Raw genomic sequence first — 18,460 nt, 5'->3', positions numbered from 1 at the left:
CCCCGCCCCCGCCCCGCAGCGAACCGACCGCCGCCGCCAGCTGGAGCGCCTCAGGCGCTGACAGGTTAGTGATAGAGGTGCCGAACAGCAGCCTCGACAGAAGCTCATCCTCGGGCAGCGCCGGGATGCTGGTGAAGCTTATCTCGGGCTTCTGCCCGGTGCCACTGACCGTGATCGTCGCGTTGACGCCGTTGAGATTGGCCTTCGCCTGAATATCGAGCAGCGGATCGGGCGGCGCTTCACCGAGAAAACGGATCGAACCGCGATCGAGATCAAAGCGCCGCCCGGCGAACTCATAGCCGCCACGGACGAGATCGACCCGGCCAGTGATCGCCGGATTATCGATCGTCCCGCCAAGATCGAGCTTGCCGCGCCATTCGCTGTCGAGGCCGAGGCCGGTAACGGCAAGCTGGTTGCGCGCATCGAGCTTTATATCGAGGCGCCATGGCGCGCGGCGAACGGTAACGCCATCATCGTCGGGACGGTTGAGCTCGATCGTCTCGAACTGCGGAATCGCGGCCACCGCCTCGGCACGACCGAGCTGGAAGCGCCCGCGCACGAGCCGCATGTCACCGGCGATGGTCCCGCCATTTTCGTCGGACTTGATCGTCATCGGCCCGGTCAGGGTCGCGCCGATATCGTCACGGCTGAGCAGCAGGGCATTTTGCGCGTCGATCGCGACGTCCATGCCCAGTCCCTTACCGCCGGCAAAATCGAAGGTTGCGCGGCCGCTGACGGTGCCGCCGCCGCGGGTCTGGCCCGACAGCTTGTCGATCAGCAGCCGGGACCCGTCGAACCGGCCGGCTGCGGCGATCTTGTTGATCACCGTGCCGGTGATCGCGCTTTCGAGCCGGGCATCGGTCGAGCGTAGCGACCCGCGGATGACAGGATTGGCGGCGGTTCCGCTGACATCGGCACCGATCGATACCGGCCCGGAAATATCGATTGTTTCAACGCCGATCAGCCGCCACAGCGTATCCGCCGGGCCGCCATAACGGATCTGCGCGAGGAGATTGCCCGCCCGCAGCCGGTCCGGCAGCGCGCCACCGCCCGGCAGGTTGCTGATCCGCGCCTGCCCTCGGCCGATCACCTTGCCGCTGCTCGACACCACCGCGCGCGCAGCCGCTACCCTGTCGGTCAGCACCGCTGCGACCGCAACGTCCGCGGGCCGCGAGGTCAGCACCAGACCGGACCGCGAAAGCCCTCGGATCTTTACATTGGCCCGGCCGGTGGGAATGCGCGCACCACGCTCCAGCCGATAGTCGACATCGCCCGTGGCGACGCCCGACAAGCCGAGCTGCGGAAAGAAGATATCGAGCACCGAGAGTGGCATCGACTGCACCCCCGCCTTGATCTCGTTAACGGCTCCGCCGAAGCGTCCGGCGAGGGTCGCCTTGCCACCAGCGAAGGCGAGTTGGGTCGGTTCGAGCCGCCAGGCGTCACCCTCGCGGTGCAGCACCGCCGGGGTCTCCAGCCGGATCGGACGTCGATCGATCGCCCCTTCGGCGGTGACCGTGACATTTTCGGGCGTGAAGCGCGTTACGGCGGTAAGCTGGAAGCCGCGTCCGCGCGAGCCCGACAGATTGGCGGTGATGCTGCCGCTGCCGCCCTGCATCCGTATCTCGGCACGGCCGCGCGCGAGGCTTACCCCGTTCATCGTCGCGCCCAGCACATTGGCGGTACCATTGATCTGGACGCCCGCTGGATCGAGCAGGATCGTGCCGTCGAGCCGTCCGCGTCCGACCGTGAAGGGCATCGTCCCCGAAAAACTGGCGCGTTGCGCGCGCAGATGCGCTTCGATCTTCTGCAAACCGCGCTCGACCGAAAAGAGCAGAGGCCCCGTGACGCTACCGCCGGCCAGATCGATGCGCCCCGTGAAGCCGCCCGGATCGGACCGCAGGCTGCCTCCGCCTTTGGCGCCGCTTACCGCGACCTCTCTCACTGCAATCGTCGCCGGCTGGCCGGAGGGCAGCAGGATCGCGCCATTGCTGCCCCATGGCCCAAGGTGCGATTCACCCGTCGCCGCGTATGAAAATCCTTGCGGCGTGGGGTCGAGTTTGACCGCCACATTGGTCAGCCCCAGCGCCTCGATCGGCGCGGCGAGCAGCAGATCGATCTTCGGCCGGCTGATATTGCCGTCGAGCGTCAGCTGAACCGGCCCGTAAGTCGCCTGCGTGCCGCCTCCCTTGAAATAGAAGGTGCCGTCGCGGCGGCGGAAGCCGTTACCCGTGAGGCGGATCGAAGGACCGGTGAGAACCAGCCGATCGAAGTGCAGCACCCCATCGGGCCCGCGCCGCAACTGCGTGTCGATGACCGGCAGTCCACCCGCGAGCGAACGGAGGAAAGCATTGTCGAAGCGCCGTACCCAGGCCTTGCCGCGGCCCGCGACCATCGTCCCGCGCCCACCCGCGCCGGGCACGACCTTGAGCTCGGAATTGACGTCGACGATGCCGATGCCGGGAATGAAATAACGCAGCAATTTGCCCGCCAGCGCAACATCATATTGGCCGGTCCGCAGGTCCAGCTTCAGCGACAGCTTGCCGCTCAACTTGTCCGAGCTAAGCTTGAGTCCTTCGCCCGTGACCGCCGTCGACGTGACCAGCAGCAAGCCATCGACCTTGAGGTTGCCGAGGATGCCCCCCGCGATATCGCCGATGCCAGTCACGCGCCGCGCCGACAGCCGCACCGGCAGCTTTATCGGAGCATTCGACAGCCGCCCCTTCCCGTCCGCCCGGACGATATCGAAGCCGGTATTGTCGAAGGCCACATGATCCGCTGTCAGCCCATAGCCATAAGCGGCGGTACCGAATGGCCCATCGAACGTGGCGCGAACGCGGATGTTACGCCCGGTCATGTTGGGGAACAGCGCAGACGGCCTGAGCAGCTTCGCGTCGATGACGACGCCGTTAAAGGCGCTGGCGGCCAGATCAAGCGTGCCCGACGCAGCGAATTCGATCGCGGGCGTCTCCAACGCCAGATTGCCATCGAGCTTGCGATCGGCGAGCGTCGCCGCGCCGCTGATCCGGATGACCGGAGCGGAGAGCCGCTGGAGCTTGCCCTTGAGGAAGCTGCTCGGCGCAAGCTGACCATCGAGCGCATATTTGCCGTGATCGGCGCTGAGCGTCAGCTCGACCAGGCGAACATCGCCAACATCAAGGGTCGTCCGCCCCTTCCAGCCGCTCCACGTGCCGGTGCCGGAGATGACGCCATCGACCGGCTGCTTCCATCCCGTCACACCGGCGATAACGCCATCAGCCGGCCCGGCGAGCTTGGCGTCGATATCGAAGCGGTCGCGGTCGGGTTCCGAATCGAGCTGGAGATTGACGCGATCGCCGCCGTTGGAGGCGGCCGCAAGCTTGAGCAGCACACGTCCGTCATGGATGTCAGCGGCGGCATCGACGCGCGCGACCATCCGGCGGCCCGCCACTGGCCGATCAAGCCGGAGATGCCGGATCGCGAGCTTCCCGATATGAATGTCGAAGCCCGGCAGCAGCGGCCCCTTCTTGGGCGACGGCTTCAGCTTGGGAAGCCGGTGCAGAATCAGCAGGTCAGTTTCGACCGTGCGGATCCACAGCTTGTTCGCGATCCACGCCGCCGGCCGCCAGTCGAGATCGATTTCTGGCGCTTCGAGGAACAGCCCCTGACTGTCATAAAGACGCAGGTCGCGCAGCTTGGCCCTGTTCCAGATCGAACCGTCGATCCGTCCGATGCGGATCCGCAGCCCCGAGGACGGCTTTATCGCGCTGATCCGGTCGATGATCAGGCGGTGGCCGGGTCCGCTGTCGAGCATCCATACCGCCGCCGAAACAAGCAGCAGCACCGACAGCAGGCCGATCCCAATGGCGCGCAGAATGGGGTGACGACGCCGCCAGCCGGCGACCTTCTCTTCGACGGAAATGGGTTCGCCGGCCATCAGAAGGCCTGCCCCAGCGAAACATAGATGGCGACGCGCGAATCCCCCCGGCGGCGGTCGATCGGCGTGCCGAGGTCAACGCGGATCGGGCCGAAGCTGGTATAGTAGCGCACGCCGATGCCCGCGCCGTAGCGTAGATTCCGGAAGGTCGGCAGCCGCGCCGAATAGAGGTTGCCGGCGTCGAGGAACGGCACCACGCCGAAATCGCCGAAGCGTATCCGCGCCTCGATCGAAAATTCTGCAAGGCTGCGTCCACCCGCTGGATCGCCATTGACGTCGATTGGACCAATCTTCTGATAACCGAATCCGCGCACCGATCCGCCGCCGCCGGCATAGAAGCGCCGCGTTGGCGCGATACGCTCGGCTGCAGCGCCCATGATCGATCCCAGCCGGGCTCTGCCCGCGATCACCGTGCGCCCGCCGACCGGCAGATATGTACTGCCGTCGACCTGCGCCTTCACATAGCCGAAGGCGCTGCCCTGCAGCGACAGTTCGGGGGAAATGCGCGCCGCTAGCCGATAGCCGCGCGTCGGGTTCAGCAAGTCGTCCGAGCCGTCATAGGACAGGCTCGACGGCAACGCACCGGTCAGATATTGGCGCCGTCGCGGCGCGCCGGTGGCCTTGACGGTGTCGTCCTCCTTCGACGCGGTGATTTCCGCGCCATAGGACCATGTCCATTTCTTCTGCCAGATGATGTTGGTCTGCCGCTCCAGCCCCGCCGCCAGCGTCACCGAGCGCGCCTCGAACGCGTCTTCCTGCAAATGGCTGAACAACAGCTGCCCGGTCAGAACCCGATCGCGCGCCTTATAATTGTTGCGGCGGAGCACCGCTCCCAGCGATTGCTCCTGCGTACCGAGCACGCCCCGGAACGTCACGCCGCCCTCCGGCCGGATGAGATTGCGATGCTGCCAACTCGCCTCCAGCCGATAGCCTTCGCCGGTACCATAGCCGACCGAACCCGAAATCGTGCGCGGCGGCGCGGGCTCCAGCTTCACCGATATATCGACCACATGCGGATCGGTGGTGGGGATCGGCTTGATCGTGACCGTCGACACCAGACTGGTCTGGATCAGCGCCCGCCGGAAATCGTCCATCTTCGCCGCGTCATAGACCTCGCCCGACCGGAAGCGTGCGATCCGCCCGAGATGCTTGGCGCTGAACAGCTTCTGGTCTTCGATAACGATCCTGCCGATCCGCTGCGCGCCGCCGCTGTCGACATCCATCACCAGCGCGACGTGATGCTCATCATGATTGACGGTCAGCTTGGGCTCGCCAACCTTGGCAAAGACGAAGCCCTGCCGGCCCAGTTCGGCCCTGAGCGCAAGCTGACCCGCTGCGATGCGATCCGAATCGGCGGGCGCCCCGACCGCCAGCCCAAAGGCGGTCCGCAACTCATCACTATCTTCGCCGGCCTTTTCGATCCCCGGCAGGTCGACGGCGGACAGCGTGTAGAGCGCGCCCGGCTCGACGTTGAGCGTCACCGCCAGCCGCCCTGGAGTTTCATCCTCGATCCGCGTGCTGATATCGGCATCGTAAAATCCTGCCGCGCGCATCAGCTGCTCAAGCAGCGCCTCATCCTCGCGGGCGCGGCGATCGATCTGGGCGGTGTTGCCGACGCCCTTGCCTTCCTCCAGCGCGGACAGCGTGCGGAAGCGGCCACGGATCGCCGCTTCGGTATCGGCCGACAGGCCCTCCTGCCCGGTCAATCCGTCGATCGCGACGCGATAGCGGCGATCGGCCTGGATATCGCTCGACAAACTCTCGACGGGGGTCGCGCTCGGCACCGCAGCAGCAGATCCGCCGTCGCCGAGCGGGTCGGGCCATTCGACTTCCATATCGGGCAGCGGCGCCATCTCGCTCGAAGGATCGAGATCGGGCAGCACCGCCTGATCCCCAGATGTCGAGGGCGTCGGCTGTGGCTGCGCCTGTGCCGCAACCGACACGCACATCATTGCACCCAGGATGATCGACGGAGCACGGGGCAGCGTGCGGGGAGCACTCATGGCGCGACCCTAGCGACAGGGCGTGCCGCCCGCCAGAGCCTAGTGGGCAGTGGCGATCACATCATAATGGATTGGGGCCGAACGCCCGGGATTCAAGCTCTTAATGAACGGTGCCCACGGGCACATCCTGGCTCAGGACCATCAAGAAACGCTCGATCTGACGCCATTCGCAGAAGCGAATCGCATTGCCCAGCTCTCGATAATGGCGGCTGCGCGCCGCAGCCTCGTCCATCGCAAGCGTGCCGAACTGCGCGAGCAGGTCATGCGCCTGATCGATACTGCTGCGATTGGCGATGTAGAACAACTCTTCCAAGCGATTGACCTCATATAAGCAACTGGAGGTAAGCAACGAACGCGTATCACCACTCAAGCGGCATGCCAGAAAACGAAAAATGGCGCAGTTGCGCGACTTGAATGGTCGACAGAAGGTTTACCAAGTCCCCGGACGGGACGCGACGTCCCGTTATGACACGGCCGGGACACCCTATGGCGCGGAGCAGCGGGGCATGGCATGGGGCGCGAATGGAACAGCATAGCGGCAAAGCCTCGCGCGCCGGCGGCGCGATCATCGCCCTCTCGATCATGGCCGGCGCGATCATCGGCAACATCTTGGGACAGCCGTCAATCGGCATGGTCGGCGGTACCGCCATCGGCGTGGCAATCGCGCTGGCGCTCTATCTGTACGACCGCAAGCGCGGCTAGCCGATCTTCCGTCCGCACCACAGAACCCGGCCGACGACGGTCAGCGTGGCCGGATCATAATCGACGATATCGGGGAACGCCGGATTATCGCTGCGGATGACGAGCGGTCCGGCTCCCGCACTGACCAGCCGCTTGACGATCAACACATCATCCAGCCGCAGCACGTAGATCGCGCCCGAGCGCAGCACCACGGCATTTCGATCCACCAATATGTCGTCGCCATCGAGCAGGGTCGGCTCCATCGAGGCCCCCGTCACCCTGATGATCGACAGTCCGGTCGTGCGCGTCACGCCCAGCCCCCGCAGCATCGCGGCGTCGAAACCGATCGGCGGCCCATACTCCTCGATTTCGGCGATCGCGCCAGGGCCGGCTGACGCGCCGATTTCCACCCGCGGCACCGGCAACAATGCGGGAGGAGAGGGAGCCGCAGCAATCGCCCCGCCTCGCCCCCCGAGGCGTTCCTCGGATATGCGAAAATAAGCTGCCAGCTGCGCCCGATCCTCCTCCGACAGGCGTCGGGGCGAGCCGCGCTTGATATATTGCTGGATATAAGCCGGGTTGCGGCCAAGCAGCCGCGATAGGGCGCTGTAATCCTCGCCATGTTCGCGGATCAGGGCGTCTAGCGCCTGACGGGCATCGTCAACCATTCCCCTCCATTATCGATAGGATTTTTCCTAGACAAGTAGGAAATGAATTAGAACATATAGCGAACACATGAGTCGAGGAGGAACAGGACCATGCATTTGCTATCGACCATCGAGTGTAGCGCGCCAAAAACTCGCGACAAAAATTAGCGGGCTTCGCCGGAGTTTCTGTCGCGGTGGTGAGGGTAATTTTTGTCGCGAGCCGAGGCCCCATGAGGGAGCGGATTAGGACCAGGCTATCCTGACCAAGCTGGGGGCCTCGCGAGCCGTACCATACCTGTCTCCGCTCCCGGCTCTCGCTGGGTATCTGGTGGGCCGTTATACGGCGGGCCCAGCACCGTGCGTCCTGTGTTAGCCGATTAGCTCCATGCCAAGGCTTGCGCCCCGGTACCACGGCTGGTGAGGGACGCCCCGCACCTCTGCTCACTGAGCCCCAATGGGCGAAAGTTAGACGCCGGTCGCGATACGCCGGCTGGCGCGAATGCGTCCGTAGATCGCGACCGTGGCGAGCACACCCGCGACGATCGCGTTGATCTGATTCGCGCCATCCGGCCCCAGATCGATGCCGAAGGCCGACAGGCCACTGACGATGGCAGCGCCGGCCGACGACCAGACCGTGAGGGATGCGAAGGGGCCCTTGGTGGCGTTCATGTGCTTGGCTCCTGAAACCGGATTGCAATGCCGCTTCAGCGGCGATGCACCCATGTCGCAGGAGAAGGCGCGAGGGCCCACCGTCCGCCAGCGGACTCATATCCATTGTTCGATGCGGAAGGCCCACCGGCTGGAGCCAGGCGCGCGCCGCTCGTAATAGTCCAATCGATCAAAGGTACACCAGTGGGTTCCTTCGTTTGTCGCTGGCACACCATCGCCGACATCCTCGACCATGACGAAGGGGACGGTCTCGCCGACATCCTCGGTAAAGGCGTAGAGCTCCTCACGCTCATCCTCGCTTAGATCGGCAAAGGTCCACTGAAAAACGGACTTGCGCGCGCCCAGGTCGACGCCGAAGCCCCCATCCGGCAACCGCTCACGCGTGCCGGTGTCGACGACAGCGCGACCGCCGCCCCATTCCTGGCCCCATTGGGGGCGGAACGACAAACCGGCGCGCAGGATGCCGGCTGTCAGGTTTGGCCCACCGTCGCCCTGGTTCACGATCACGCGAATATATCGCGCTGAAACCGGGGCATCGAGCACCGTCAGCAAATGCATCAGCCCGCGGCGCTTTCTCGGCATGACGGCGACGGTGGTCCCCAGCGCGGTCGCGCCGATCCCAGAGGCGGAGGCGGTGCTATAGGTCACGGACCATGTCGTACCAACGACGCCATTGACCGATCCGAGGTAGACGAAGTCGATCTCCTGAACGGAACCGAGGTCGAGGATGGCGGCGACTTCGGCCGCCGACCCACTGATCCACGCCTCTTTCGGATTATCGGTCAGGAGATTGACACCACCAGTGCCCGAGGTCGTGTCTACCCCCTGGGCGTCGGCCGGTCGGCAGATGACGATTGGCGACATCTAGATTCTCCGCAGGACTGTGAGCACGGTGCAGCCCGGCACCTGAGTTTCGTCGGCACCGATGACATAGCAGGCGACCCCGGCGTCATAGCCGAGGCTGTCGATCGTCAGCGTCACCACTGTGCCGACAAGGTCGCGACGTCGACCATGGACGACATGCGCGTCCCCGACTTTGGGTGGGCCGAGGAAGGCGAGCTGGCGGCCGCCTTCGTCAACACCGGCCGATTTATGGGCGAACGGCGAGATGGCCTCAGTTTCGATCGCCTGTGTTGGCCACCGAGACGCAAGCAAGCCGTCTGCGCTGGTCGCATATAGCGCGTCCGCCTGCAGCCACTCTCCATAGCTCGCCTCTACCGGCATGAGTTAATCTCGCCCGCGATCAGGCTACAGGGGACGTCTGATTGGCCAACAAGAGCTGCAGGCCCGCCACCTGAGCCTGCAGCCCAACGATCTCGGTGGCCCGCAGCTCACGCTCGGCCGTGAAGGCTGCCATCTTGGCGTCGCGGTCGGCGGTGACGGCCTCCCCGGCCGCCACCGCGGCTTCCAGCGAAGCGGTAAGCTGCGCCACTTCCGCGACCCGCTGGTCGCGATCGTTGGTCATGTCGATCAAGGCGGCCTCGGCCGCACCCTTGGCCACGTTAGCGGCGTCGCGCTCATGCGTCAGGTCGATGAAAACGACATCCAGAACGCCGGGCAGATCGTCGGCGGACAGTACGGTCGGCGCACGATAGGTGGCATCGGTTATATTGCCTTCGCCATCCAAGATTTCGACAATCTTCTTTTGGTGGATATTCCACACCAGGCTGCCGTCATCCTGAACCATCAGGATTTCGCGCACGCGGGTACGAACGGTCTCGGTCATCAGATCACCTTCCATGCTGAACCATTGGATTGAACGCCGACGCCTACCGCGCCACCCCCGGCGACGGTTGCGCCCCAACTGGGCGCGCTGGCGTCTGTCACATAGGCTATCGCTCCAGCACCCACGCCCGATGCTGAAGGAAGCGTCGCAACCGTATAGCCACCCGGCTTGATCGTGCCGGTCGCTGCGATCGACCCCGTGACATCGACGGTGACGGTCGGCGCGCTCGTGCCGCCGAAGCGTGAATTGCCCGCAAAGGCATTGTTCGCTGTGCCGGCCATATAGGCATTCCAGCGACCGCTGGCCGCGTCGATGGCACCATAAAAACCGGCATTAAAAGCCGCCCCCGTCAGATTGCTGTTGGCGAAGAAGCCGAACTGACTGGTCAGCGTCGCCCCGGCCCCGATCGTGGACTGCGTTGCGCGGTAATAATATGCGTTGGCTAGCGTATAGGAGCCTGCCGCGAGTGTTAGGATCGCGTTGTAAATCCGTGCATCCGAAGTCACGTCCGACTGCACGATCGGCTCAAGCGACATCGCACTCGCCGTCGTCGCGCCCGTCAGGTTCTTGACCTGTCTGTGATTGTAACCTGTCACCGAGGTGGTGCCATGACCGATATTGCCGTTGCTGCCCTCCATGTGGAGGCGAACCGAGGCGGCCGTTCCAAGGCTCAGATTTTTGTTCACGTCGGAAAAGATGAAGCTGTGGCCGCTGGCATCTGTCCTGATGTCGAGGTCGCCGACCGTATTGCCTATGAGTATCCGCGCCCCGGCAGCCCCTGAGTTCTTGAAAACGCCCTGCGTACTGTCGCTGTTGGAAACATGGACGGCATAGCTGGGCGAGATGCCGAAGCCAGCTTTGCCGCCGAACACGACGCCATAGCCACCGCCGTCTATGCTGACCTTATCCGACCCGTTGACGCCGATCAGCATCACCTCGGTCCCGGCTGCGATGTTGCCGCTGAGGTAATAGGCGTTCGACAGCCGGACGTTCGCACTGTTCACCGTCACCTTTGCGTCGATGCCGAGCCGTTCGACGCCTCCGACAGCAATACCGATCGAGTTGGAACCCTTGCGGAATATCCCCGTGTCCTGATCGGCCGCAAAGCTGATGCCGGGCGTGCCGACGAGCCCATCACCGAACTTGCCAGCGCCCGCGCCGCTCAGCATCGCTGAATATTCGACGACGAGCTGCGTTACGGCCGCCATCGTTGACTGGGCGAACCCTTGGGTGGGTATGACCAAATGCGCCCCGAGGCTCGCCACTGTGCCGCCCTGATAGGTGGTGCTCAGCGTGATGCTGGTGGCACTATTGACGCTAAGCACCTCATAGACGCGGCCATCCGGTAGGATAACGCCGTGCCCGGCCTGGACATTGGCGACCCAATCCGTGCCCGCCCCGGTGAGTGCGGCTGAACCGTTGGCGACCGCGATCGTGCCAGTCTTGTACCAGGCCATGCTTAAACTCCCTGCTCTGCGGCGAGCGCCGCCCAGTCGGTGGTCTCCGCTTCGACCACGTCGATGAGATTGTCTGCTTCCCGCACGATCGCCTTGGCGGTTTGCCGCGCGTCTTCGAGCCGATGCCGAATAGCGCGGCACGCGTCAGCACGAGCGAGCACGTCCGCCGCGATCTCCGGAACGGAGCGACCCTTCGCCTTAGCTTCGGCAGCGAGGAGCGGCGTTTTTGCTCCGCGCTTCTTATGCGATCGCGCCTCGTCCAGTTTTTCTCGGTAGGTTTCATCCATGCCTGGGGTGATGTGCCGCGCCAGCTCTTCGCCGACGCCGCGATCGATGCGCGCCAGCGCTGAACGCTTCACCGCCTCAGTATCAACTTGGACGACAGGGTATTTCTGGTCGCCGACCACGATCTCGACATGCTTGATTGGCATTTCGTCGCAGGCGATGACACCCCAACCGCTTTCTGAAGCGGCGCGAGCGGCCGCGGCGATTTCCTCATCCGACACCTTTTCGGTCCATTGCAGTGGTGCGCCGGTTTTCAGATCGTAAGTGAGCACATAGGAATGTTTCATGCTTTGTCTCATTTGTAGGCCGGGTCGATGATCAGATTGGCGCTGGTCAGCTGAAGGTTGCCGTTGGTCATCCAACACTGCAGCGCATAGGTATTGGAACCCGCGCTCGAGACGTGATTCCCATTCATGCAGGGGAGGTCGCTGACGCCGCCATCGCCGCCACGGATCAGCACCTGGCCGCCGTTCACGAGAAAACGCCATTGCCAGGGCTGCGTACCGGCGAAGTAGGCATGCTGGCCGGACGCCTGCAAAACGACGTCTGCTTCAGAGGCGAGGGTGATCGTTTCGGAGCATACGGTCTGCCAGACACCCGCGCCGGCTCCCGACCGCGTGCCCACCATCTGAGCGAAGCGGCGATCCGTGACCGCGTTGCCGGCGATCTTGATCGTCTCCACCGAGAGATTACGGATCACCGCCTTCTTCATATAGGCGACGCCGCCGACGATCTCGAACGGCACCAGGGTGGGATTGCCGGGTGACGCTATGCCAAACCGGTCGACTCTCATAAGGAAGTCGCTGCGGCCGAGCCCCGAGTTGTTGAATACCCAGCCCGTAACATAGCCGTTCACGTCGGTCTCGACGCCGATTCTAACGCTCAGCCCGTTGATGGACGACGAGTGCGAGGTGATCGAAGCCGTATGGCCCCCGACAGTCGTCGAGAGCGTGTTAACGCTGCCGGCGATCGTGTTGAGTGAGTTGGTCTGGGCAATATTTGTATTGGTAATCGACGCCAAGCTGGCGCCGGTTGAGGCCTGAAATGCGGTCAGCGATGATGCGGTCGCGCTTTGGGCGTCCGTAACAGCATTCACCGCTGTGTTAACTGTGGCCAACGACGAGGCCGTCTCGGCCTGATAGGTTGCCAGCGACGACGCCAGCGCAGTGTCACCATCTACCCGCGCAGTCTGCTCTGTCTGGACCGCGGCGGCGACCGTGCCGATCTCTACGCCGAGCTGCAACCTTGCGATTGCTTCGGCCGCGACGTCGCTGATGATCCGCGCGGTGAGCTCCTGTCGCGCCTGGGCAATGCTAACCTGAAGCGAGCGGGCGGCGATATCGCCTTGGGCCAGTGCGGCGAGCATGTTCATAGCCGACAGATCGGTGATCTGCGGCAGCCGGCGAGATGCGGTCACGGCCTGCGATATTGAAGCCGTGTCGCCAAGGGCTGTAAGCGTGCTCTCGGCTGATGCCAGACGAACATCGATGGCGTTCACCGTAGTGCTATCGGCTTTGCTGGCAACCGTGCCGGTCAGGGCGCTCAAAGCACTCTGCACGCTGACGACTGTCCCGCTCAGCGTCGTTACCGTCGTGGCGTCGGCCTTCAGCAAGACCGAAGCCTGTAGCCCGTCGATATCGACCTCCGCGGAGGTCAGTCGCACAAGAATGGCGTCGAAATTGGCAATCTGGCTGGGGTCCAGCACCGCAGTCGCGATCGCCGTATTAACGTAATCTACGCTGGCTTTGAGGTTGATCGAGGAAATCGCGGCGTTGAGCGTGACCGAAAGGTTCGTGATCTGCTCTGCACGGCTCTCGATCGCGAAGAGCTTGGTCAGGCCCGAAGCCGCATCGGTGTAGAGCCCGGCATCACGGAAAATCGCATTGGCCCGCGCTTGCCCGGTGGCGAGCCTAGCGACTGCCTCGCTCAGCTTCAGAATCGCACTGTCGAGCTGCATTTTTTGCGCGGCGGTCGCCACGCCCATATCAGGCAGGCTCAGGCGGCCGAGCTCGACCTGATCGATGCCGCCGCCGATCTGCTCGATCGCGGCTATCAGCCGACCGTCGGGCGAAAGGCTAACTGCCGTGTTGAGCAGCTCGGACGGGAATATCGGAAACCCGTTGGCATCGACCAACGCGCCATGCTCAGCGGTCGGATCCAGCACGGCACCATCGGTTGCGCCCGGCTCATAAGGCTGGAGATCCTGACCGGTCTGGCCGTCGGCGTAACGCACGTCGGCCGCGAGCACGACGGCCGAAATCTCGGCGGCTGAATGGAGGCGCTCATTGCGTCGGTATCCGACGCGTCGGCTCTTCATAGGCGGGTAGGTCGCCGAGCGGCTGACTTGTACCGAGCGCAATGACGCGACCGGGGCGGGGTCGAACGACCATTCCCGGATCGTGACCACACCATCTTTGCCCAGGTGCCAGTTGAGCGATGCACCCAACAGCACCCGATCGATCGCGGACGCGATCGTCTCAGTCTCGGTGCCGATATGCAGGCCAGCGTCATCCGGTCGGGCGGCGATCATGGCCGCCGCGTTCGACACCGAGACGCCGCCAATCGCGGCGAGCTGCTCGGCGATCGCCGCTGGCTGATCGACGTACCCGCTACCGATCTCGCCCAGGATGTCGGCAGTCAGCAATATTGGCTGGGTCCACCACTTGATGCACGCGATCGACGGCGCGATCGCCGCGCCGCCCTGTGGGGCCGCGGCGGCAATCAACGCGGTCAGGGTGGCAGCGATCGAGCCCTGCCAGTTTACGACAACCACGCTTGATGCCGCTCGGCCGATATCCTTGACCGTCGAGATCGCCTGAAGTTTGTGGGCCGGATCGCCAACCTCGTAGATATTGTGCGCGGCTAGGAGCACGCGGCATTCAACATTCCAACACGCGCCCCAGGAGCGGCGCTTCAACCGGCCTTCAACGTCGCTGTCACCCTCGATCAATCCGGTGCCAGCAAAGCGCGTCGTCGCGATCGGCACCTCGAGCTTCTTTCCGTTATCAACCACCGAAAGGCGCAGCGCGCCGCCCTCAACAGCGGCGTTGGCGACGGTCCCCGTGAAATCGGTCTCCCAATCGGGCGAGCCCTGCGCGTCATCGCCGAGCTTCACGGTCACTGGGCAGCCATTCCAGAATAGGGCGGCCAAGCTCGTCAGGATCGCCGGATCCGACGGGAAAAAGCGAATGTCGCCGCTCTGGGCCAGCGTAACGCCGGTCCACCCTTCAGGCCCAAAGCCCAGCTCGGATTTGAAGGTCGGCACCTCGACTATACCGCCGCGCCAGTCGCTGTGCCCCAGATGATCGTAAGCGCGCTCACCGCCGCCCGCCAGGCGGACCGGATGAGCTGCGCCGTTCGACACGGTCCAGGGGCTGGCTTCAACCAGAGTAACAAGCGCCATCACCCGCCACCCCGCAAGCCGTAGAGCCCGGCCGCCGTAACCGGCGACAGCGTACCATTCTGGATGGCCGCCAAGATCTCCTCGAGCTTGGAATAATTCTTCGCCAGGAGATCGTTCGTCTCATCGACGCCAGTTGCGGTGTCCTTCGCCGCCTGAAGTGCCTCCTGGGCATCTTTCTGGGCCTGTTGCGCACGATCGGTCTCGATCTTGATGATCGCGTCGAGCTCGCGCTTGGTGGCGTCACGGTCGCCGGAGAACTCCGCACCGGCCGTGCCGAAGAACTCGCGGTCGAGATCGAGCAAGCGACGACGAAGATCCGCATACTGCGTTGATGCTCCATCGACACCCGCTTCGGCATCTGCGCGGGCCTTCGCGACCTGGGCGAGCAGCGCGTTGCGCTTATCGACAGCCGTGCCTTCGGCCAGGTCGCCAAAGTTCATGTCGTCGAGCAGCGCCTTCAGCGGCTCAATTCTATTCGACAGGATCTTGTCGAACGCAGCCGCGCGCTCCTTAGCGTTAAGCTCTTCGAGCTTGACCAGGTCGAAGCCGTACTTCTTGGCGACGCGCAGGCGCTCGGCCGCCTGTTGTTCAAAAGCCTTGAACTCGCGCTGCATCGACGCACCGAGGCCGCCGAGCAGATCCTCGACTTCTTGCACCTTCAACGCCTCGCGCACGCTCTTTTCGACATCAGGCGACGATTGCAGCGCTTTCTGAACCTGCGCCGAGACCCCGACGATGCCACCATCCTTGATCGCGTCGAACACGGCCGCCATGACGGCCTCCGCTTCGCTTTTCCCGTAATTCGTCGTGCCCGCGCCCTTGGTCAGCCCCGAGCCGCTCGGATCGACGACGAACTTGTCCTTCCGGACCCCGATGGAGACTTTGAAATTGCCGAGCTGCCCCCCGAGCTGATCGACAATCTGCTGAAGGACGTCACCGACATTGCCGGCAAGCCCCTTCGCCGCTTGGATCCGGCTCTGGCTGTTGCCGGCCGTTCCCGTGACGCTGGCCTGGCCATCGACATTGCCGATCGTGGCCGAGCCCTTCTTCACCGTGGCGAACAGGCTGCCTGCCAGCGAACCCAAGACAGCGCCAGCGATTGAGCCGAGCGGGCCGGCTGCGCCGCCGAGCATCTTGCCAAGGTCTCCGCCGATCGCCTTGGCGATTGCGGGGCCGGCGAGCTTGCCAGCCTCTTTCCCGAAAATGCCGCCGAGCGCGCCGCCAACCTTCCCAGCAGTGCTTCCACCACCGATCAGGCCGCCGATCTCCGCACCAAGGCTCGCGGCAGCACCGATCCGGCCCAGCGTTTCACCAAAGCTTTTGAACAGCTTGCCGAAATCACCCTCGGCCGAGAATATATCCTTGAACGTAGACTTTAGCTCGGCGCGGAACTCACCGAAGCCGGAATCGTAAGACCTACCGCCCAGCAACTTTTCACCGATAGAGCTAAATTTGGAGCCCGCACCGAGGCTGTCGAGCGTCTTCCCCAGCGCGTTCGCAACATAGGGGAGTATCTTCTCGATTGACTTGCGCGCGCCTTTGCCGAGCTGCTCACCGGCCTGGTCAAGAGAAGAGCTAAGCACTTGGACCGGCCCTGACACCATGTCGCGGAAAGCTTGCGATGACGCCTTTGTCAGCCCTTCCTCGTACGCCTTAGCGACATCGTCATCGAGTTTAATGCGGGCATCGCGCATGGCGCGTTCCGCCTCAAGACGCAGCTGATCCGCCTTGGTATCGCTGATCACTTTCGCCTTAGCGAGCTTGTCGATATTCTTCAGACGCTCGGCATAGTCGTTCTGAATGGCCGCGAGCGGGTCGAGATCCTTCAGAATGGAACCTAGCGTGCTGTCCAGGCTCTTCGGCTTGGGTGTCTTAACGTCCTTCTTGAAAACTGATGGCAGCTTGCCGGTGTCGAGCGCCTTGTCGATCTCGCCGGCCGTGACTTCCTTGGCGGCGGCGGCGGCGAGATCGATGACGGCCTGGCGGAATTGCTCTGCCGTGACGTTCAGGCCTTTGAAGTCCGTCTTTTCACTGAAGCTCAGCGCATTCTGGACCGCCTTCTGGCGATCACCATCGGATTTTGCGTCGCCGACATCCTTCAGCTGGAAATAAGCGGCAGCGTTGCGACGACGAGCCTCGACAGCACCGCTCAAGCCACCAGAGGCAAAGCCGCGCAGAAGGGAAAGGACGCCCGAGTTTTCGTGCGAATCTTGCAGGGTCTTGCCAGCGCTGGCCCGCGCCTGGCCAGCTTCCCCGCGGAGGTTTATCGCAGTCAGGCGCGCATTCGCGATAAGCAGAGCATTTTGCTTATCGATCTTGCCGGACGTGAGATCGAATATGCCACCGAGCGCGCTCTGGGCCTCTGCCAGCCCAGAGCTTCCAGCTTCGGCGGCCTTGGCGGCTTCACCCGTTTCGAACAACTTGGAGGCGAAGACGCCCGCGATCGCGACGATCGAGATGAATGCAGCGCCGAGCGGGCCGGATAGTGCGCGTCCAAGGAGGCCAACCTTGCCGCCCATGTCCGCCATCGCGCCAGTGACCTGGGCCGCCTGCTGGCCGAAAATCAGAAATCCGTTCGTGCCCGATGCGACCTGTACGCCAATGTCGCTGATCTGGAATCCCAAGTTGCGCATGCCGAACTGCGCCTGTCGCGCAGCGCCCGTAGCTTCTCGCTGCGCGGAAGCGGCGGCTCGGGAGGCATTTGACAGCCGGCCCGTGGCCTCGGCCGATCGCTGTGCCTCGCCTGCTTGGCGGCGCAGCTCGGCCGCGTTCGCGCTTGTGTCGGAGCTTAGCCGCCGCGTCTCGACTGAGGCGCTGCCCACCGACGATCGGAGGCCATCAACGGCAGCCGTCGTCGCGCGTGCCGTGCTAACAAGCCCGCTGCCGTCGCCTTTAAGGACAACGCCGAAGACAAGCTGGGTCATCGGCTTGCCGCGAAGACGCCGAGCGCCGCCGCCTCCATCGCCCGAATATCTAGGAACCGCTCGGGCAGATCGTCGATCTTGAGCATCCCGGCAACTGCCGGAATGCGCGAATAGTCGATTCCGATGCGTCGCCCGCTCATGGTGTCATGGGTCCATTGCGTCGAAAGCGAAAAGAAGAGCTTTACGGTTGGCACATCCTCGATCGCGATCTCACACGTCTCGGCGAGCGCCATTGCCCGTGGAGGCATCTGCGCGATGAGAGCCGCCGTCAGCGGATCTCCGGCCGTGGCTTCGGCACCGCCGCGCTCCCCGGCCCAGTTGCGCGCGACGGCCTTCAATTTCCCTGGCGGATTTCCTGTCCGCCTGCCAGGCAGAGGCGATAGGCCACCATCGCCCGATCGAATAATCGCGGCTCGTTCATCAGGAGCCTTACGTTTTCGTCATTCCAGACCAGCGGCTCTTCGTTTTCGGCGAGAACGCCCCGCCAGTCGTCAGCGAACATTTTGAGCATGTCACGCTGCACCATCGACGACGTGACGTCGTCGCCGGCCTCTTTGGCCTTTACCGCCTCGACCATCTTGGCCTTTACGATTTCCTCGAGCTCTTCCTGGCGATCGACCTTATGCAGGATGAACCGCAGCTCGAAAGCGTGCTCGCCTACGGTTCCGTCCTCGGCTGTCACCGGGACGGTCACCGGCCACCAGGCCCGACGGTTGGCAACGATCTTGTAGCTCATTGGAAGTCTCCCCCCG

General features: G+C 63.8%; 15 protein-coding genes. 1 reads left to right on the top strand and 14 read right to left on the bottom strand.

What is annotated here, in order from left to right:
- The 3 genes from WP12_RS03515 to WP12_RS03505 all read right to left on the bottom strand — a co-directional run.
- The coding region (locus tag WP12_RS03515; RefSeq protein WP_046192369.1) for a translocation/assembly module TamB domain-containing protein at window positions 1-3,913 on the bottom strand (3,913 nt) is incomplete at its 3' end.
- Entirely contained in the window at window positions 3,913-5,916 is a 2,004-nt protein-coding gene (locus WP12_RS03510; protein ID WP_046192368.1) for an autotransporter assembly complex protein TamA, read from the bottom strand. The genes WP12_RS03510 and WP12_RS03515, both read right to left, overlap by 1 nt.
- 100 nt (window positions 5,917-6,016) lie before the next feature.
- On the bottom strand, window positions 6,017-6,229 hold the full coding sequence (locus tag WP12_RS03505; protein ID WP_052730189.1) for a hypothetical protein: 213 nt from the start codon (window positions 6,227-6,229) through the stop codon (window positions 6,017-6,019).
- Window positions 6,230-6,438: 209 nt separating this feature from the next.
- Here WP12_RS03505 and WP12_RS03500 point away from each other — a divergent pair, with 209 nt between their 5' ends.
- Window positions 6,439-6,618, top strand: coding sequence for a hypothetical protein (locus WP12_RS03500; RefSeq protein WP_046192366.1), 180 nt, complete (start codon window positions 6,439-6,441; stop codon window positions 6,616-6,618).
- Here the strand turns inward: WP12_RS03500 and WP12_RS03495 are convergent.
- From WP12_RS03495 to WP12_RS03445, 11 genes are all read right to left on the bottom strand, one after another.
- Complete coding sequence (locus WP12_RS03495) at window positions 6,615-7,265, bottom strand: S24 family peptidase (RefSeq protein ID WP_046192365.1); 651 nt, start codon at window positions 7,263-7,265, stop codon at window positions 6,615-6,617. The genes WP12_RS03500 and WP12_RS03495 overlap by 4 nt on opposite strands.
- Window positions 7,266-7,709: 444 nt before the next feature.
- Complete coding sequence (locus tag WP12_RS03490; RefSeq protein ID WP_046192364.1) at window positions 7,710-7,913, bottom strand: hypothetical protein; 204 nt, start codon at window positions 7,911-7,913, stop codon at window positions 7,710-7,712.
- A 96-nt stretch (window positions 7,914-8,009) separates the two neighbouring features.
- On the bottom strand, window positions 8,010-8,777 hold the full coding sequence (locus WP12_RS03485) for a discoidin domain-containing protein (protein WP_046192363.1): 768 nt from the start codon (window positions 8,775-8,777) through the stop codon (window positions 8,010-8,012).
- Complete coding sequence (locus tag WP12_RS03480; RefSeq protein WP_052730188.1) at window positions 8,778-9,137, bottom strand: hypothetical protein; 360 nt, start codon at window positions 9,135-9,137, stop codon at window positions 8,778-8,780.
- Between the two features lie 19 nt (window positions 9,138-9,156).
- The gene (locus WP12_RS03475; protein ID WP_152663876.1) at window positions 9,157-9,639 is read right to left on the bottom strand and encodes a hypothetical protein; all 483 of its coding nucleotides are present in this window, start codon (window positions 9,637-9,639) and stop codon (window positions 9,157-9,159) included.
- The gene (locus WP12_RS03470) at window positions 9,639-11,096 is read right to left on the bottom strand and encodes a hypothetical protein (protein WP_046192361.1); all 1,458 of its coding nucleotides are present in this window, start codon (window positions 11,094-11,096) and stop codon (window positions 9,639-9,641) included. Before WP12_RS03470 ends, WP12_RS03475 begins: the two co-directional genes overlap by 1 nt.
- A gap of 2 nt (window positions 11,097-11,098) precedes the next feature.
- Window positions 11,099-11,668 carry a hypothetical protein gene (locus WP12_RS03465; protein ID WP_046192360.1) on the bottom strand — a complete coding sequence of 190 codons (570 nt, stop codon included), beginning with the start codon at window positions 11,666-11,668 and terminating at the stop codon, window positions 11,099-11,101.
- Between the two features lie 8 nt (window positions 11,669-11,676).
- The gene (locus WP12_RS03460) at window positions 11,677-14,367 is read right to left on the bottom strand and encodes a hypothetical protein (protein ID WP_152663875.1); all 2,691 of its coding nucleotides are present in this window, start codon (window positions 14,365-14,367) and stop codon (window positions 11,677-11,679) included.
- Between the two features lie 416 nt (window positions 14,368-14,783).
- Window positions 14,784-17,708, bottom strand: a complete 2,925-nt coding sequence (locus WP12_RS03455; RefSeq protein WP_046192358.1) for a phage tail length tape measure family protein — start codon at window positions 17,706-17,708, stop codon at window positions 14,784-14,786.
- Complete coding sequence (locus WP12_RS03450; protein WP_052730187.1) at window positions 17,705-18,046, bottom strand: DUF1799 domain-containing protein; 342 nt, start codon at window positions 18,044-18,046, stop codon at window positions 17,705-17,707. Before WP12_RS03450 ends, WP12_RS03455 begins: the two co-directional genes overlap by 4 nt.
- Window positions 18,043-18,444 (bottom strand): hypothetical protein, encoded by a 402-nt coding sequence (locus WP12_RS03445; RefSeq protein WP_046192357.1) that lies wholly within the window; start codon window positions 18,442-18,444, stop codon window positions 18,043-18,045. Before WP12_RS03445 ends, WP12_RS03450 begins: the two co-directional genes overlap by 4 nt.
- Window positions 18,445-18,460 lie beyond the last annotated feature (16 nt).

The sequence above is a fragment of the Sphingomonas sp. SRS2 genome, assembly GCF_000971055.1.
Classification (GTDB): domain Bacteria; phylum Pseudomonadota; class Alphaproteobacteria; order Sphingomonadales; family Sphingomonadaceae; genus Rhizorhabdus.
The sequence above is the reverse complement of the archived record's forward strand: the minus strand, read 5'-3'. Positions and strand labels throughout refer to the sequence as shown.

Coding starts and splice junctions, on each gene's coding strand:
- WP12_RS03510 (WP_046192368.1), bottom strand. CDS start 5,916: ATGAGTGCTCCCCGCACGCTGCCCCGTGCTCCGTCGATCATCCTGGGT.
- WP12_RS03500 (WP_046192366.1), top strand. CDS start 6,439: ATGGAACAGCATAGCGGCAAAGCCTCGCGCGCCGGCGGCGCGATCATC.
- WP12_RS03495 (WP_046192365.1), bottom strand. CDS start 7,265: ATGGTTGACGATGCCCGTCAGGCGCTAGACGCCCTGATCCGCGAACAT.
- WP12_RS03490 (WP_046192364.1), bottom strand. CDS start 7,913: ATGAACGCCACCAAGGGCCCCTTCGCATCCCTCACGGTCTGGTCGTCG.
- WP12_RS03485 (WP_046192363.1), bottom strand. CDS start 8,777: ATGTCGCCAATCGTCATCTGCCGACCGGCCGACGCCCAGGGGGTAGAC.
- WP12_RS03480 (WP_052730188.1), bottom strand. CDS start 9,137: ATGCCGGTAGAGGCGAGCTATGGAGAGTGGCTGCAGGCGGACGCGCTA.
- WP12_RS03475 (WP_152663876.1), bottom strand. CDS start 9,639: ATGACCGAGACCGTTCGTACCCGCGTGCGCGAAATCCTGATGGTTCAG.
- WP12_RS03470 (WP_046192361.1), bottom strand. CDS start 11,096: ATGGCCTGGTACAAGACTGGCACGATCGCGGTCGCCAACGGTTCAGCC.
- WP12_RS03465 (WP_046192360.1), bottom strand. CDS start 11,668: ATGAAACATTCCTATGTGCTCACTTACGATCTGAAAACCGGCGCACCA.
- WP12_RS03455 (WP_046192358.1), bottom strand. CDS start 17,708: ATGACCCAGCTTGTCTTCGGCGTTGTCCTTAAAGGCGACGGCAGCGGG.
- WP12_RS03445 (WP_046192357.1), bottom strand. CDS start 18,444: ATGAGCTACAAGATCGTTGCCAACCGTCGGGCCTGGTGGCCGGTGACC.